We start from the raw sequence: 15,360 nt of genomic DNA on the forward strand, positions 1-15,360 counted from the left end.
TAACGGAGGACAGTATGCAAAAAGGATGGCGTTCACTGCTTATAGCGACACTGATCACTGCGACCAGTGCCGCTGGTGCAGTAGAAACTCGTACGCTAAACAACGGCCAATTGGTACTCGAAGATGTGCCAAACATTCCCCAAACTATCATCAATGAGCTCAATCGTTATCAGAACGTACGCTCAGCTAGCTTCCGGGGCTGGGACCTTGACGGTAACGGTATCTATGTCAGTACCCGCTTCGGCGAAGTTTCTCAATTACACAAGGTAGAGAATGCAGGTGGCGCTCGCCGACAGCTAACCTTTTTCGAAGAACCTATAGGTGGCATCTCTACCCGCCCGGAGCACCGCCAACTGGCATTCACCATGGATGCCGGCGGCAATGAATACGCCCAGATTTTCCTGTTTGATACAGAAAATGGCACTAGCGAGATGATTACCGATGGTGAGTCTCGCAATGGCAGTATTCTCTGGAATAAGCAGGGCTCCGCTATCTCTTACCAGAGTACTCGCCGAGATGGCAGGGCCAATGATATATGGCTAACCACTTTCGACGGTGACAAAAAAGAAGACCGCTTGATCCTTAAGTCTGAGGATGGCAGTTGGTGGGGTCCCAGTGATTTCTCACAATCCGGCAGCCAAATTTTGGTCATGCAATATATCTCCTCCACTCGATCTAATGTCCATTTGCTGGATCTCGACAGCGGCGAAGTCTCACTACTCGCCGGTACGGGCGATGAAGAGGCTGATTCCCGCAATTTCCCAGCGGGTTTCAGTTATGACAATCGCTCGGTTTATATCATCTCTGACAAAGGGCGCGAATTTACCCAACTGATCCGCAAAGACCTGGAGAGTGGCGATGAAAAGATAATTACCTCCGATATCCCCTGGGATATCAGCAGCTTTATCCTCAGTAAAGACGGTCGCCGCGGCGCTTTTGTCGCCAACGAAAATGGTATGTCCTCCCTCTATCTATACGATCCACGCAATGACCGCTACCGCAAGGTCGACTCGCTGCCGATCGGTCTTATCGGTGGAATAGAATTTAACCCCGAAGGTGATAAGCTGGCCCTAACCCTAAACACGCCTAAAACTCCCTCCGATTCCTTTGTAATGGACCTTGGCCGCCGCCCGCTATCCAGTGGTGACCTTACCCGATGGACATTTAGTGAAGTCGGTGGTCTCGACAGCGAAAGCTTTGTCGAACCCGAACTGGTGCACTATCCCACTTTCGACGAGGTGGATGGAAAGCCGCGTGAAATTCCCGCATTCGTCTATAAGCCGCGCAATGCCAAAGGCCCCGTACCTGTGGTTATTTCAATCCACGGTGGCCCTGAAGGACAGTACCGTCCCATGTTTTCCAGCACATACCAGCTGTGGCTAGAAAAACTTGGCGTTGCTGTAATTGCTCCAAATGTACGCGGGTCCGCTGGTTATGGTAAGAGCTACCTAGCCATGGATAACGGCTACAAGCGCGAGGACTCAGTTAGGGATATCGGTGCTCTTCTGGATTGGATTGCTACCCAGCCTGATCTGGATCCGGAACGCGTTGCTGTGTTTGGCGGCAGCTACGGTGGTTATATGGTGCTGGCCAGTAGTGTTTACTACTCAGATCGTTTAAAAGCAGCAGTGGATATCGTCGGCATCTCTAACTTTGTCACCTTCCTCACCAATACCAAGAGCTATCGTCGCGACCTTCGTCGAGTCGAATACGGTGATGAGCGGGATCCGCAGATGCGCGCTTTCCTGGAAAAAATCAGCCCCAACAACAATGTAGACAAGATCCAGGTGCCAATGCTCGTAGTGCAGGGACAAAATGACCCTCGGGTACCTGTCACCGAAGCTGAGCAAATCGTGGCTGCACTTCGCGAGAATGGCAATCGAGTCTGGTATATGAACGCACTCAATGAAGGGCACGGTTACCGCAAGAAAGAGAACAGTGATGCCTTTACCCAGGCAACAGCGCTCTTTTTTGCCCAACACCTGCTGAGTGAAGATCAAAAAAAGCAGCTCAGCTTGAATGAACAATAATTATTTGTTCCCAGAGAAAGAAAACGGCCTTTAGGGCCGTTTTCTTTTTAGAACTTAACTATGTAAGGAGCCCCTGATTAACTAAACAAAAAAGGAAATGTTTCCACAATCGCGATCAAGTTCAGAACAATCGCCAATATCCAAAGCCAGTAGCGGCTCTTATCTCCGAATATCCCAATAACTGCCGAATTCAAAAAACCGGTAACCAATGAGATTTTGGGAGAAACAAATGCAATCAGGCAGATAAAAGCCAACCACTCAAGCGCCACCCAAGTCACCAGTACACTATTTGTTACAGACAGAGATAGCACCGCGCTCACTGACAAAAGCAGCAGCAATACATCTACAGTCCCAGATTTTGTCATCCCGTATCCCAAAAAAATCTACTTGCGTACTAATTCTGTCATGCAGAATAGTTTCGTGCCCCAAAAATATCTGTGCCGATACGCACAATAGTGGCGCCGCAGGCAATAGCAGCCTCCATATCTTTAGACATCCCCATGGATAGAGTATCGAAGGTCTGCTCAGGAAATTCTTCACGAAGACTTTGCAGCAACCCTGCCAACTGGATAAATGGTTTTTCCTGCTCAAATACATTGTCACGAGCAGCGGGAATCGCCATCAAGCCACGCAGGCATAGCCCCGGCAATGTCATCACTTCACGCGCCAGAGCCACCAAATCCTGTGGAGCTATGCCAGACTTGCTCTGCTCGCCATCGATATTCACCTGCAAGCAGATATTGAGTGGTGCCATATTACTGGGACGCTGTGCCGACAGACGTTGGGCGATTTTTAAGCGATCCACCGTGTGCATCCATTGGAATCGCTCTGCCACAGCGCGGCTTTTGTTCGATTGAAGCGGTCCAATAAAATGCCAGTGAATATCCAGGTCGGACAGGGCATCCTGTTTTTGCAGGGCTTCCTGTAAATAATTTTCGCCAAAGTGATGCTGGCCAGCAGCAAAAGCAATCCGCAGGTCTTCCGCCGGTCGTGTTTTGGAAACCGCCAACAAGGTAATTTCTGCGGGGTTGCGATCGCAGTTGTTGCAGCATGTCACAATCCGCTCACCTACTGCATTCAGGTTTTCGACGATTGTCTCTTTGCGCATATACTGATGCCCTTACCGATTTGAGCGGCGATTTTACCTGAGCCCAAACAAGAACCATAAGGTAGCAGTATGGATATCACTGAACTCCTCGCCTTTAGCGCCAAGCAAAACGCCTCGGACTTACACCTCTCGGCGGGCCTGCCGCCGATGATCCGTGTCGACGGCGACGTGCGCCGTATCAACCTGCCCTCAATGGAGCACAAGCAGGTACACGGCCTGATCTACGAGATCATGAACGATAAGCAGCGCAAGGATTACGAAGAACTACTGGAAACAGACTTCTCTTTTGAAGTCCCCGGTGTCGCCCGCTTTCGTGTAAACGCCTTTAACCACAACCGGGGTGCCGGCGCCGTATTCCGGACCATTCCCTCCAAGGTTCTCACTATGGAAGACCTGGGAATGGGTCAGGTGTTTAAACAGATCTCAGATACTCCCCGTGGCTTGGTACTGGTGACCGGGCCCACGGGTTCCGGTAAGTCCACCACCCTGGCGGCGATGATGGACTACATCAACGACAATAAATACGAGCATATCCTCACCATCGAGGACCCGATCGAATTTGTGCACGAATCCAAGAAGTGCCTGGTGAACCAGCGTGAGGTGCACCGGGATACCCACGGCTTTGCCGAAGCGCTGCGCTCTGCACTGCGTGAAGACCCGGATATCATTCTCGTGGGTGAGATGCGGGACCTGGAGACCATTCGCCTGGCGCTGACTGCGGCAGAGACCGGTCACTTGGTATTCGGCACCCTGCACACCACTTCCGCCGCCAAAACCATTGACCGTGTGGTGGATGTATTCCCGGCGCAGGAGAAAGCCATGGTGCGTTCAATGCTGTCGGAATCCCTGCAGGCCGTTATCTCCCAGACGCTAATGAAGAAAAACGGCGGTGGCCGGGTCGCTGCCCACGAAATTATGCGCGGTACCCCAGCCATCCGTAACCTGATCCGCGAAGACAAAATCGCGCAGATGTACTCGGCCATCCAGACCGGAGCCAGCGTCGGCATGCAGACCATGGACCAATGCCTGGAAGACCTGGTGGCACGCCGCATCATCAGCCGCGAAGTGGCTCGCGAAAAAGCCAAGATGCCGGAGAACTTCTAAACGGCCAAAACCCGCCCCCAATCTGGGGAAGAAAAGTCGAGATAAAACGCGGTAATCACCATGGATATTGAAAGACTTCTACAACTGGTTGTAGAGAAGGGCGCTTCGGATTTATTTATCACGGCGGGCGTCCCGCCCTCCATCAAACTGCACGGCCGAGTTGTGCCCTGTAGCAGCACCGCGCTCACGCCAGAGAAAGCGCGCGAGCTGGTGGTGGGAACCATGAACGAGAAACAGCGGCGCGAGTTTGCCGAGCAAAAGGAATTGAACTTCGCGATTGCAGTGCGCAACGTGGGGCGTTTCCGGGTATCGGCCTTCTTCCAGCGCAATCTGGTGGGTATGGTGCTGCGTCGCATCGAAACCAAAATCCCCACTATCGATGGACTCGGACTACCCGACGTACTCAAAGACCTGGCCATGACCAAACGCGGGCTGATTATTTTTGTGGGCGCCACCGGTACCGGTAAGTCCACATCCCTCGCCTCCATGATCGGCCACCGCAATGAGAACACCAAGGGCCATATCATCACCATTGAGGACCCGATCGAATTTATCCACCAGCATCGCGGCTGTATTGTGACCCAGCGCGAAGTGGGCCTGGATACCGAGTCTTTTGATGTAGCCCTGAAAAACACTCTGCGTCAGGCACCAGATGTTATTCTGATCGGTGAGGTCCGCTCCCGCGAAACCATGGACCACGCCATCGCTTTCGCCGAGACCGGCCATTTGTGTCTGTGCACCCTCCACGCCAACAATGCTAACCAGGCCCTCGATCGGATCATTCATTTCTTCCCGGCAGACCGCCACAAACAGTTGTTTATGGACCTGTCCCTCAACCTGAAGGCGATGGTGGCCCAGCAGCTGGTACCGACCCCCGATGGCGATGGCCGCCGTGCCTGCCTTGAGATCATGATCAATACCCCGCTGATGTCGGACCTGATCCGCAAAGGCGAAGTGGATAAGATCAAGGAGTTGATGAAGCGCTCTGGTGAGCAGGGAATGCAGACCTTCGACCAGGCACTCTACGAGCTCTACGATGGGGGAGAAATTACCTATGAGGATGCCCTCTCCCACGCCGACTCCGCCAATGATTTGCGCCTGATGATTAAGCTCAAATCCGAATCCGATGCCGAGTACTTAAATAGTGCCGCTGGCGAGTTGAGTCTACAAAATGATTCAGAGTACGGAGACGGTGGTCCTCAGCTCTACTAGCCCCCGATCCAGCCAGATCAAAACCGTTTACAGACATATCAAAGGTCCCCAGCCTGTAAACGGTTTTCCCCCGGTATAATCCGCTGCGGATATTTCCGCGATGCAAAAGCTGATCCCGCCCAATGATTGAATGATCTCGCGGGCTCTTTTCTGCAGCATTTTTATTGGAAGAAAATAGCCTTTCAATAATCCTCTATTCTCCTGCGCAATATCCCGTTAAAAGAGTGACCAATCAATATGAATTAAAAAGTCGCCTTGATCACTGGTGGCAACCGGGGCATTGGTGCCGCGACAGCCAAATTACTTGCCCACAGGGGGTACCAGATTGCCATTAGCTACCGGCAGCGCAAGCAGCAAGCGGAAGAACTGATCGTCGAACTTCGATCTTTTGGTGTTTTAGCAATAGCCGTTCACGCCGATGTCTCCTCAGAGAAAGATATTGTTCAGCTATTCAATACGGTCTACGAGCAACTAGGCCCAATTAGCTGCCTGGTTAACAACGCGGCAATCATTAAACCGCAAATGCGCGTCGAAACGATGGACGCTGAGCGCATCAATGAAATCCTGCGTACCAACATCACCGGCACCCTGCTCTGCTGCCGGGAAGCAATCAAAAGAATGTCTATCAAAAATGGGGGCACTGGAGGAACCATCGTGAATATTTCCTCTGCTGCCAGCCGTTCGGGATCACCTAACGAGTACATCGACTATGCAGCGAGTAAGGGCGCTGTCGATACGCTGACCATCGGGCTCAGCCAGGAAGTTGCCGATGAAGGGATTCGCGTAAATGGTGTTAGGCCTGGCTTTATTTATACAGAAATGCACGCTGATGGTGGCGAAGCAGACAGAATTGAGCGAGTAAAGTCTGCGATTCCACTCAAGCGTGGGGGACGAGCAGAGGAAGTGGCTAAAGCTGTGGCTTGGCTACTCGGTGATGAATCCACCTTTACTACCGGTTCATTTATTGACGTTGCAGGCGGGAAGTAGGACCAAAAAATATGTTAGAAGCACTCTTTTCACTAATTGCAGCAACCGCTCTATTGCTCGGCTCCCCTGGTCCAGCACCACTTGCCCTGGCCGCATCGGGAGCGACATTTGGAGTGAGAAAAAGCGGCGGTTTCCTTATCGGCATCCTGCTCGGCCTGAGTGTCGCCATTGTCGGGGCAACCGCCGGCATCGCCGCACTGCTGGCAGCCTGGCCAGAAGCGCGCTTGGCGGTTCAGCTTTGCGGTGCCTTATATATTGGCTATATCGCGATCAAAATTGCCACGGCCCCGGTACTGGAGCAGGGCGCATCGGCGGAAGCTCAGCCTCCGTCGCTGTTGGATGGGTTTATTTTTAACTTATTGAACCCCAAGGCTTATGCCGCCTTCCTTGCCATATTCTCCCAATTCTTACTACCGATTGAAGAGAGTGGCCTGAGCTATTTAGCCACAGGGTTGGTCTGTTTACTGGTAGCCACTGCGGTGGATTTTATCTGGTTGTGCTTAGGAGGAAGCCTGCGGCCGGTTTTTCATAAACCCAGGCAGGCGCGAATAATCAGGGTATGTTTTGCGGTATTAATGGTGGCAGCCGTACTCGCTGTTTTTATCCGCGGAAGCATTTAAGCTCTAACACATCTCTGCAATCAATCCTTTTACCGAATGCAGCATGCGCCGGCTCACCAGCGGCGCTGCTGTTACGCCATCCAGCTCTACCCGGTAATTTGTACCGTCCCTGCGCAACCCAACAATATATTGCACAGCCACCAGTGCGCTGCGGTGAATACGCACGAAACGCTGTCCAAACTCACTTTCAAGCTCTTTTAGAGACTCATCCAGAATGGTCTCTCCAGCGGAGTGATGGGCTACAACATACTTGCTGTCCGCAACCAGACAGCGGATAGAATCTACATCCAGCAGCTCCACCCCCAGGCGGCTTATCGCCTTAATGCGGCTGCGGCCACTGGGCTCCTCCAGATCCTGCTTGGTTAACAACTGCTGCTGCAGCTTACTCAGACGCTGCGCTTTGGAAACTGCCTCGCGCAGCTGTTCGACATTCACAGGTTTTAATAGATAACCAACCGCTGAGGTGGCAAAAGCGGGCAAAGCAAACTCATCGTGAGCAGTGCAGAAAATTATTGCCGGCGGACACACGAAGCTGGATAACTGCTGAGCCAATTCCAGGCCGCTACCACCGGGCATTTCAATATCCAATAGCACAAGGTCCGGGTCGAGTTCGCGGATCTGTGATAATCCAACTTCAATATCTGCCACTTCTCCCACAGCAATACAATTATCAATCTTCTCCAACTGCCGGTGCAGACGGGCACGAGCCAAAGGCTCGTCATCAATAATCAGTACGCGCAATTGGGTCACTCCATCACCTCGATAGTTTTCTTGGATTTTATGGTGGTCTCTGTTTCCCGCCGGTCCACTTCCCGGGGAGATAAGGGTAGCTGTAGTATGACCCGGTACCGGCCCTCCTCCCGACGGGCGGTAAATTTGAAGCGATCGCCGTAGTAGGCGGTGAGACGCTGGCGAATATTCTCTGTCGCCATGCCATTACCAGTCTTCGCAGGAACTGCACTATCCTGTGGCAATGGGTTTTCAATAACAACTTTGAACATGCCCCCCTCTTGCGAGAGTTGTACACTGATCTCTCCGCCTGCCCGCAACTGTGCCACACCGTGTAACACCGCATTCTCCAATAGGGGTTGAAGCAACATACTGGGCAGCTGAACCTTATCCAGGCCCGTGTCTAGCCGCCAACTCTGGCGCAAACGCTCCCCCAGACGCAGGGCTTCAATCTCCAAATAGCGTTGGGCTAGAGTAATCTCTTGCGCTAAAGACACCAGCTTTGGATCGGCGAGGCTTGCACGAAATAATGCACATAAATCCTCTACCAACCGCTCCGCGCGATCAGGATCAACAGCGATCAAACTAGCCAGGCTGTTCATACTGTTGAAAAGGAAGTGGGGGCGAATCCGGGATTGAAGTGCCTCGATTCGGGCACCGAGTTCCGCCTGCTGCTGGTTGTAGAGTTGCTGCTGAAGATAGGCGTAGCGCAATACCACCCCCGCACAAATAGCCCCAAGCAGGCAGTCGCCCGCAAACCCCCAGCTATCAAAGCTGGTCTGCAACAACACCGCGCGCAGGGAGCGCTGCACTGCCATCACCAATATGAGCACCGACAGCACTGCAATAAAACTCAAGCCGCCAGCGAGTTTGTGGGGCATTTTCGCCAGGCTCGGCCGAAGCCGGCAAAGTAGCGCGGCCGAGGGCAATATCACCCATTGGATCACCAGAGAGATCAGCCCCAGGCGCTGCCAACTGAATCCCGGTAAACCGTCCAGGGCCAGGACCAGCACCAATGCCAGCAATTCCCCCATCAACACCAGTACCGCTAGAGAGGTGACACTACAGAGGTCTGGCAGAAACGGAAGCTGCCCAGATAGCGCAGAATCCTTATTTCCTGTGCGATATTTTCGAATTTTCTGCGTTATAATGCCCGACGGCCAGGGGAATGACATGCAGTTGTTATTCTTGATTGTCCCAAAGTTCCAAGCGCAAGATATCACCAAGCTCCCCAGCCTTTCATCTCACTGCAGCCAGGAAAACCATGAGTAACGAAAAATCCCCCTCCGAGTCCGCCAACAATCCTGCCGCCAAACTCTGGGGCGGCCGCTTTAGTGAAGCCACCGATGCCTTTGTCGAGCGATTTACCGCCTCGGTGACTTTTGACCAGCGCATGGCCATGGAAGACATCCAGGGATCACTTGCCCACGCGCAGATGTTGTCAGAAGTGGGGGTATTAAGTGCTGATGAATATCACAAGATAGCCGACGGCCTGAAAGGCATCGCCGAAGAGATAAAAGCGGGAGAATTTCCCTGGTCTGTGCAGCTCGAAGATGTCCATATGAATATCGAAGCGCGCCTGACCCAACGCATTGGTGCCACTGGAAAGAAACTGCATACCGGCCGCTCGCGCAACGACCAGGTGGCGACCGACATCCGCCTGTGGCTGCGTGGGCGCATCGATCTGATTGCTGCCGAACTGACCCGCCTGCAAAATGGCTTGGTCGATTTAGCCGAGCGCGAAGCCGATACCATTATGCCCGGCTTTACTCACTTACAGAGCGCGCAACCAGTGACCTTTGGCCACCACTTACTGGCCTGGAATGCCATGCTGAGCCGGGATTTCGAGCGCCTCATGGATTGCCGCAAACGGGTTAACCGCTCGCCGTTGGGAGCCGCAGCACTGGCCGGCACCAGCTATCCGATCAATCGCGCACGCACAGCGGAGTTGCTGGGCTTCGATGCCCCCACAGAAAACTCCCTCGACTCCGTCAGCGACCGGGATTTCGCTATCGAATTTTGTGCTTTCGCCGCGCTGCTGCTCACCCATCTATCCCGGGCCAGTGAGGAACTGGTGCTGTGGACTTCCAGCCAGTTCGACTTTATTGACCTGCCCGATCGCTTCTGCACCGGCTCCTCAATTATGCCGCAAAAGAAAAACCCCGATGTTCCGGAGCTGGTGCGCGGAAAAACCGGCCGGGTTAACGGCCACCTGATTGCGCTGCTCACACTGATGAAGAGCCAACCGCTGGCCTACAACAAGGACAACCAGGAAGATAAAGAGCCGCTATTCGATGCCGCCGATACCGCACTGGATTGTCTGCGCGCGTTTGCCGATATGGCGCCAGCACTGAAGGCAAAAAAAGAAAATATGCTGGAAGCTGCGGCCAAGGGCTTCTCCACCGCAACGGATCTGGCCGATTACCTGGTACGCAAAGGAGTGGCCTTCCGCGATGCTCACGAGATTGTCGGGCAGTCCGTATCCTTTGCTATTGAACAGGATAAAGACTTATCCGAGCTCAGCCTGGCCCAACTACAACAGTTCTCAACAGAAATTGGCGAAGATGTATTTGAGGTACTGACTTTAGAGGGCTCGGTTGCAGCTCGCGATCATATTGGCGGTACCGCACCAAACCAAGTGCGCGCGGCCTGTAAGCGCGCACGGGAAGAGATTTCGCAGCGCGCTTAAGCGCTGCTGTTTAAGCGGATAATTCGAGGGAAACCTGTTCGCCTTGCTGCTCGCTCAATACGCGGTCGAGTAAAGTCGGCAGGTCCTCACCGGTCGTGGTGCACTTCCAACCGGGGTTTTCAAAAGAAAGGTGGTAGCCACCGGATTTGGCCGCGACCCACAACTCCCGGTTGGCGGACTGGCGCGAGAGAATTACCTGGCTGCCATTGTCTTCCAGGGTCAGGGTCAGTACCGCATCACTGCGTTCGTAGTCAATATCCCAATCGCAGTGATCGAGTGCATCCTCAATACCGATTAGAGTCTGCTCCACAGCCGCATCATATTCCGCTTGGCTCATCTTTGGTTACTTCTGTTACCGTGTAATGTGTTGAATCAGGTGGGCCGCTATACTATCAGGCTTTTGCCGGTTGCCGCTGCGAATCTCCGACTCTCAGGATGTTATCGATGCTCAAAAAACGACTCTCTCTATTAACCATCACCATCGGTGCCACCGCACTGTTACTGGGCTGTGGCCAAAAAGGTCCTCTCTATCTTCCACAGGACCCCGCCATGCCCGCCTCCAATATTCCAGGTGGCCCGCCGGAGACAGTACCCACCAGTGGTGCAGCACAACCCGGCGAGCCCGGCTCTGCAGCAGAGCAAGCGGTGGAAACCGTTGATGAAATTGAATCTGAAGACGGCTATGGGCCCGACTTTGATATCGATGACACCATTGAGACCGGCCCGACTATCGAAGTCGACGACGAATCGGGCACAGCGGATGACTCCAATGTCGAGGAAGATTTAGAAGAGTAAGAACCGGTCATATGAGAGAGTTTAGTTATCGCGACGGTAGCCTGTGGGCTGAGCAGGTTTCACTGGAACAAATAGCTGAGAATTTCGGCACCCCCACTTATGTCTACAGCCGCGCGCACTTTGAACGGCAATATCGGGATTACGCCGAGGCCCTCGGCAATCGTCCCGGCCTAATCTGCTACGCAGTGAAAGCCAACAGTAACCTGGGCATTCTGTCAGTGCTGGCACAGCTGGGGGCGGGCTTTGATATTGTTTCCGGCGGGGAACTTGAGCGAGTGCTGCTCGCCGGCGGCAACCCATCGCGAATCGTATTTTCCGGAGTGGGTAAAACCTCAGAGGAAATGCGGCGCGCTCTGGAGGTTGGAGTGCACTGCTTCAATATTGAATCAGAAGCGGAAATTGACCGCCTTGAGCGCGTGGCCGCAGAGTGTGGCAAGACCGCCCCAATTTCCATCAGGGTCAATCCCGATGTGGATGCACAAACCCACCCCTATATTTCTACCGGTCTCAAAGAAAATAAATTTGGCATCGCCATAGACAAGGCGATCGAGGTTTATCAGCACGCGGCGGATTCCGAGCACCTGAAAATTACCGGTGTGGATTGCCATATCGGTTCCCAGCTCACCGAAGTCGCCCCCTTCCTGGATGCACTCGATCGCCTGCTGGTCCTTATCGATCAGCTCGCCGAGCTGGGAATTACTCTGGAACACCTGGATCTGGGCGGAGGCCTCGGAGTGCGCTATCGGGGTGAGGAACCACCCCCTGTCGGGGATTACCTGGCGGAGGTCCACAAGCGTATCGGCGAACGCAATTTATCCCTGATTCTCGAACCCGGCCGCTCCATTGCCGCCAACGGCGGCGCCCTGCTGACCCGGGTCGAATACCTGAAGCGTACCGAAGAGCACAACTTTGCTATCGTCGATGCCGCCATGAATGACAACCTGCGTCCGGCCCTTTACCAGGCATGGCAGGATATTGTGCCAGTGACACCGGACGAGAGTGAAAGTACCCTGTGGGATATTGTTGGTCCGGTATGCGAAACGGGCGACTTCCTGGGTAAAAACCGCTCCCAATCTCTGCGAGAGGGGCAACTGTTAGCCATGTTGTCGACCGGTGCTTACGGTTTCACCATGAGTTCCAATTACAACAGCCGCTGTCGCGCTGCTGAAGTACTTGTGGATGGCGACAAAACTTACCTGGTGCGTGAGCGGGAGACTTTTGCCGACTTGGTTCGCGGTGAGACCACTGTCCCCAAAAAAGCCTGATCAGCTACTTGCATCGCAGTGGGGTCCATTTTTCAGCCCGGGCCCCAAACCGCAGCTAACGCCGCGGAAAATCAGTACGAACAGAGAAATGGAATGCGCGTTAAATTCAGCAAGATGCATGGGCTCGGCAACGATTTCGTGATGCTCGACGGCGTCAGCCAAAAAATTAAACTGACCCCGGAAAAAACTCGTCGCCTGGCAGACCGCTGCCTCGGCGTGGGCTGCGACCAGGTACTGCTGGTGGAGCCGCCCCGCACACCCGAGGCGGATTTTCGCTATCGCATATTTAACGCCGATGGCAGCGAAGTGGAAAATTGCGGCAATGGCGCCCGCTGCTTTGCCCGCTTTGTACGTGAACGCCGCCTTACCGGTAAGAAAAATATCCAAGTAGAAACTGCCGCCGGTTTACTGCACCTTAGAGTGCTGGACGGGGATCAGGTTAGTGTCGATATGGGAGCACCAGTCCTTGAGCCCCAAAAAGTACCTTTTTCCGCCGATCGCCGTGCAGAGTCCTATCCCCTGGAAGTGGACGGGGAGACCTTCACCATTGGTGCTGTATCCATGGGAAACCCCCACGCGGTTCTGCTGGTGGAAGATATCGCTTCCGCACCGGTAGAAAGACTCGGGCCCCTAATTGAACGCCACCCGCGGTTCCCACAAAAGGTCAACGCTGGCTTTCTGCAAGTGGATACACGCACCGAAGCCCGGCTCAGGGTATTTGAGCGCGGCGTTGGCGAAACTCGTGCCTGTGGTACCGGCGCCTGTGCTGCCATGGTATACGCTCGCCTGCGAAACCTGGTGGATGACAAAGTCCAAATTCAGCTCCCCGGCGGCACACTGACAATTCACTGGAGCGGACCCGGCCAGCCAGTTACTATGACCGGGCCCGCAACCACGGTTTTTCACGGGCAGATTATTCTCTAAACAATTGTCCGGGTATTTGGCAGTAAACCCGCCACAAGCGGGTACGGGATAACTCAGAGAGCAGAACGCTTCGCCACATCAGTTGTCCGATGCCCCATCCCCGTGCCAGAAAAAGCAAACACAATGGAACACACAGACGCCAATCAGCCCCCCGAAGAGATTGCCGGCGACACTCACAAGGAAACCCAGCGTGACGATAAACTGCTGGCACGGCAGGTAGCTCGCTACCTGATTCAAAACCCGGAGTTCTTTGAAGAGCGCATGGAACTGCTGGAAACCATCAAGTTGCCGCGGGAAAATGGCAAGACCGTGTCGCTGATGACCCACCAAACGAATTTGCTGCGTGAGCGCAATATCGAAATGCGCCAGCGCCTCGACCAGCTCTTGCACAACGCCCGGGACAACGACCAGTTATTTTTCAATAGCCGCCGACTTATCCTGGCACTGCTGGAAGCTGAAAATATCGGTGAAGTCACAGAAGCTCTCTATGCCAGTTTCGCCGCTGACTTCAATGTTGAGTTCACCAGCCTGACTCTGTTCGAGCCATTATCTGCTCCCCGCCAAAGCCTGGGACAAGTTCAGACCAGCACATTTTCCGATGCCGAGACGGCAATTGGCGGAATAATTCGTAACGGCCGCCCCATCTGTGGTGTTTTGCGCCAGCGGGAAAAAGAATTCCTATTTGCAGAAAAAGCGCAATATATCGCTTCAGCTGCCGTAGTTCCTTTGGGCAATCAACTTGGCACTCTAGCGGTAGGCTCTGCTGATCCCCAGTACTACCGGTCTAGCCTGGGTACTTTATTCCTATCCTATATCGGCGAAGTCCTGGAGCGCCTGCTACCGAAACTGCTCAATCGATAAAAGCTCTGAGAGGGGTTTGGCCAACTGTCACTCCTCCTGCTGGAGGAGCAACAGCGACCAGAGAGATTAGATAGGGCGGCTGCCGTATTTTGGCTGCGGTTTGCGCGGGGGGTCGGCGGTAACTTCTGGATCAACTTCACTAATCGCGCCGCCACCGGCGAGAAACTCCTCTACATCGGAACTTAACTGGCTTCTGGCACGCTGGCGAGAGGTGATACTGCGTTCTTCTGCAAATTCCTCGGAGTCCTTGCTGCGAGAGTTCTTACCCTGATCTTCATAACCATCTTTCATAGCTAAAACCCTGTAACCTTTACTCCTGTTACAGAGGGAGTACCTCTGTGCCGCCCCTTTCCCGCGGCATCTACAAAACTGACAACCACTTTCCAGTGGCGATCCCCTACCGCGTCAATAGCGGCGATTAATTTATAGGCAGTTCCCCACCCCCGTGCCAGTAACACAAGGAGGAGGCTGTAGAGTTTTTTGTTGGGAAATGAAATGGGAATATTTCAGTTAGTTATGCAGATTTTTGCGCCTGCACCGGTAGCAGGTATTTCAAGCAAAATAGATAACAAAGGTCGAAGGCGAGATAGCGGGACTTATCAGAAGTGCATATAAAGCCCCTTGCGGGGCTTATGATACTCAATCGCTACGTTATGAAAGAGTTATCAAACAGGTTACACAGCTTCGCTACCGGTTTCACCGGTACGGATACGAATGACTTCTTCGAGAGCCATGATAAAGATTTTGCCGTCACCGATTTTGCCGGTTTGCGCCGCCTTGGTGATTGCCTCAACAGCGGAGTCCACCATCTCATCATCAACAGCGAGTTCCAATTTTACTTTCGGTAGGAAGTCCACCACATATTCAGCGCCACGATAAAGTTCTGTATGGCCCTTTTGACGCCCAAAACCTTTTACCTCGGTGACGGTCATTCCTTGCACGCCCACTTCAGACAGGGCAGTGCGTACATCATCCAATTTGAAGGGCTTTACTACAGCCGTAATCAATTTCATCTTGAGTATTTCCCCTGATTCGT

At 53.4% G+C, this 15,360-nt stretch carries 17 protein-coding genes; 10 read left to right on the forward strand and 7 right to left on the reverse strand.

Annotated features, from left to right (window positions below):
- The first annotated feature begins 14 nt into the window (after window positions 1–14).
- Complete coding sequence (locus ACYX4J_RS20485) at window positions 15–2,030, forward strand: alpha/beta hydrolase family protein (protein WP_445355252.1); 2,016 nt, start codon at window positions 15–17, stop codon at window positions 2,028–2,030.
- Between the two features lie 77 nt (window positions 2,031–2,107).
- On the opposite strand, the gene ACYX4J_RS20490 is transcribed toward ACYX4J_RS20485, so the two are convergent.
- Complete coding sequence (locus tag ACYX4J_RS20490) at window positions 2,108–2,395, reverse strand: hypothetical protein (protein ID WP_413664054.1); 288 nt, start codon at window positions 2,393–2,395, stop codon at window positions 2,108–2,110.
- Window positions 2,396–2,433: 38 nt separating this feature from the next.
- Entirely contained in the window at window positions 2,434–3,138 is a 705-nt protein-coding gene (locus ACYX4J_RS20495; RefSeq protein ID WP_413664053.1) for a YggS family pyridoxal phosphate-dependent enzyme, read from the reverse strand.
- Window positions 3,139–3,207: 69 nt separating this feature from the next.
- Between ACYX4J_RS20495 and ACYX4J_RS20500 the strand changes: the two genes are divergently transcribed.
- The 4 genes from ACYX4J_RS20500 (at window position 3,208) to ACYX4J_RS20515 (ending at window position 7,061) form a co-directional block, all read left to right on the forward strand.
- On the forward strand, window positions 3,208–4,242 hold the full coding sequence (locus ACYX4J_RS20500) for a type IV pilus twitching motility protein PilT (protein WP_108731395.1): 1,035 nt from the start codon (window positions 3,208–3,210) through the stop codon (window positions 4,240–4,242).
- A gap of 60 nt (window positions 4,243–4,302) precedes the next feature.
- Window positions 4,303–5,454 carry a PilT/PilU family type 4a pilus ATPase gene (locus ACYX4J_RS20505; protein ID WP_108731394.1) on the forward strand — a complete coding sequence of 384 codons (1,152 nt, stop codon included), beginning with the start codon at window positions 4,303–4,305 and terminating at the stop codon, window positions 5,452–5,454.
- 255 nt (window positions 5,455–5,709) lie between these two features.
- A complete protein-coding gene (locus ACYX4J_RS20510) occupies window positions 5,710–6,441 on the forward strand; it encodes an SDR family oxidoreductase (RefSeq protein WP_475708959.1) in 732 nt (243 codons plus the stop codon).
- An 11-nt stretch (window positions 6,442–6,452) separates the two neighbouring features.
- The gene (locus tag ACYX4J_RS20515) at window positions 6,453–7,061 is read left to right on the forward strand and encodes a LysE family translocator (RefSeq protein WP_476177434.1); all 609 of its coding nucleotides are present in this window, start codon (window positions 6,453–6,455) and stop codon (window positions 7,059–7,061) included.
- Window positions 7,062–7,064: 3 nt separating this feature from the next.
- On the opposite strand, the gene ACYX4J_RS20520 is transcribed toward ACYX4J_RS20515, so the two are convergent.
- On the reverse strand, window positions 7,065–7,811 hold the full coding sequence (locus ACYX4J_RS20520) for a LytR/AlgR family response regulator transcription factor (RefSeq protein WP_476177435.1): 747 nt from the start codon (window positions 7,809–7,811) through the stop codon (window positions 7,065–7,067).
- The gene (locus tag ACYX4J_RS20525) at window positions 7,808–8,965 is read right to left on the reverse strand and encodes a sensor histidine kinase (protein WP_476177436.1); all 1,158 of its coding nucleotides are present in this window, start codon (window positions 8,963–8,965) and stop codon (window positions 7,808–7,810) included. Before ACYX4J_RS20525 ends, ACYX4J_RS20520 begins: the two co-directional genes overlap by 4 nt.
- 89 nt (window positions 8,966–9,054) lie before the next feature.
- On the opposite strand from ACYX4J_RS20525, the gene argH reads away from it, so the two are divergent.
- Complete coding sequence (gene argH, locus ACYX4J_RS20530; RefSeq protein WP_444906652.1) at window positions 9,055–10,479, forward strand: argininosuccinate lyase; 1,425 nt, start codon at window positions 9,055–9,057, stop codon at window positions 10,477–10,479.
- A 10-nt stretch (window positions 10,480–10,489) separates the two neighbouring features.
- On the opposite strand, the gene cyaY is transcribed toward argH, so the two are convergent.
- A complete protein-coding gene (gene cyaY, locus ACYX4J_RS20535; protein WP_444906653.1) occupies window positions 10,490–10,816 on the reverse strand; it encodes an iron donor protein CyaY in 327 nt (108 codons plus the stop codon).
- A 107-nt stretch (window positions 10,817–10,923) separates the two neighbouring features.
- On the opposite strand from cyaY, the gene lptM reads away from it, so the two are divergent.
- From lptM to ACYX4J_RS20555, 4 genes are all read left to right on the forward strand, one after another.
- Complete coding sequence (lptM, locus tag ACYX4J_RS20540; RefSeq protein WP_282930330.1) at window positions 10,924–11,274, forward strand: LPS translocon maturation chaperone LptM; 351 nt, start codon at window positions 10,924–10,926, stop codon at window positions 11,272–11,274.
- 11 nt (window positions 11,275–11,285) lie between these two features.
- Window positions 11,286–12,539, forward strand: coding sequence for a diaminopimelate decarboxylase (gene lysA / locus ACYX4J_RS20545; RefSeq protein WP_413664047.1), 1,254 nt, complete (start codon window positions 11,286–11,288; stop codon window positions 12,537–12,539).
- A gap of 93 nt (window positions 12,540–12,632) precedes the next feature.
- Window positions 12,633–13,463, forward strand: coding sequence for a diaminopimelate epimerase (gene dapF, locus ACYX4J_RS20550; protein WP_413664046.1), 831 nt, complete (start codon window positions 12,633–12,635; stop codon window positions 13,461–13,463).
- Window positions 13,464–13,586: 123 nt separating this feature from the next.
- Entirely contained in the window at window positions 13,587–14,324 is a 738-nt protein-coding gene (locus tag ACYX4J_RS20555; RefSeq protein WP_444895478.1) for a DUF484 family protein, read from the forward strand.
- Between the two features lie 66 nt (window positions 14,325–14,390).
- On the opposite strand, the gene ACYX4J_RS20560 is transcribed toward ACYX4J_RS20555, so the two are convergent.
- Window positions 14,391–14,615, reverse strand: coding sequence for a hypothetical protein (locus ACYX4J_RS20560; protein ID WP_108731384.1), 225 nt, complete (start codon window positions 14,613–14,615; stop codon window positions 14,391–14,393).
- 383 nt (window positions 14,616–14,998) lie between these two features.
- Entirely contained in the window at window positions 14,999–15,337 is a 339-nt protein-coding gene (locus ACYX4J_RS20565; RefSeq protein ID WP_476177437.1) for a P-II family nitrogen regulator, read from the reverse strand.
- Window positions 15,338–15,360 lie beyond the last annotated feature (23 nt).

The organism is Microbulbifer sp. ABM4_008 (genome assembly GCF_056311705.1).

Bases quoted from the DNA above. Each gene is read 5' to 3' on its own strand.
- ACYX4J_RS20565 (WP_476177437.1), bottom strand. From the start codon at position 15,337: ATGAAATTGATTACGGCTGTAGTAAAGCCCTTCAAATTGGATGATGTA.
- lptM (WP_282930330.1), top strand. From the start codon at position 10,924: ATGCTCAAAAAACGACTCTCTCTATTAACCATCACCATCGGTGCCACC.
- dapF (WP_413664046.1), top strand. From the start codon at position 12,633: ATGCGCGTTAAATTCAGCAAGATGCATGGGCTCGGCAACGATTTCGTG.
- ACYX4J_RS20515 (WP_476177434.1), top strand. From the start codon at position 6,453: ATGTTAGAAGCACTCTTTTCACTAATTGCAGCAACCGCTCTATTGCTC.
- ACYX4J_RS20505 (WP_108731394.1), top strand. From the start codon at position 4,303: ATGGATATTGAAAGACTTCTACAACTGGTTGTAGAGAAGGGCGCTTCG.
- ACYX4J_RS20555 (WP_444895478.1), top strand. From the start codon at position 13,587: ATGGAACACACAGACGCCAATCAGCCCCCCGAAGAGATTGCCGGCGAC.
- ACYX4J_RS20495 (WP_413664053.1), bottom strand. From the start codon at position 3,138: ATGCGCAAAGAGACAATCGTCGAAAACCTGAATGCAGTAGGTGAGCGG.
- ACYX4J_RS20500 (WP_108731395.1), top strand. From the start codon at position 3,208: ATGGATATCACTGAACTCCTCGCCTTTAGCGCCAAGCAAAACGCCTCG.
- ACYX4J_RS20560 (WP_108731384.1), bottom strand. From the start codon at position 14,615: ATGAAAGATGGTTATGAAGATCAGGGTAAGAACTCTCGCAGCAAGGAC.
- lysA (WP_413664047.1), top strand. From the start codon at position 11,286: ATGAGAGAGTTTAGTTATCGCGACGGTAGCCTGTGGGCTGAGCAGGTT.
- ACYX4J_RS20490 (WP_413664054.1), bottom strand. From the start codon at position 2,395: ATGACAAAATCTGGGACTGTAGATGTATTGCTGCTGCTTTTGTCAGTG.
- cyaY (WP_444906653.1), bottom strand. From the start codon at position 10,816: ATGAGCCAAGCGGAATATGATGCGGCTGTGGAGCAGACTCTAATCGGT.
- ACYX4J_RS20485 (WP_445355252.1), top strand. From the start codon at position 15: ATGCAAAAAGGATGGCGTTCACTGCTTATAGCGACACTGATCACTGCG.
- argH (WP_444906652.1), top strand. From the start codon at position 9,055: ATGAGTAACGAAAAATCCCCCTCCGAGTCCGCCAACAATCCTGCCGCC.
- ACYX4J_RS20525 (WP_476177436.1), bottom strand. From the start codon at position 8,965: ATGTCATTCCCCTGGCCGTCGGGCATTATAACGCAGAAAATTCGAAAA.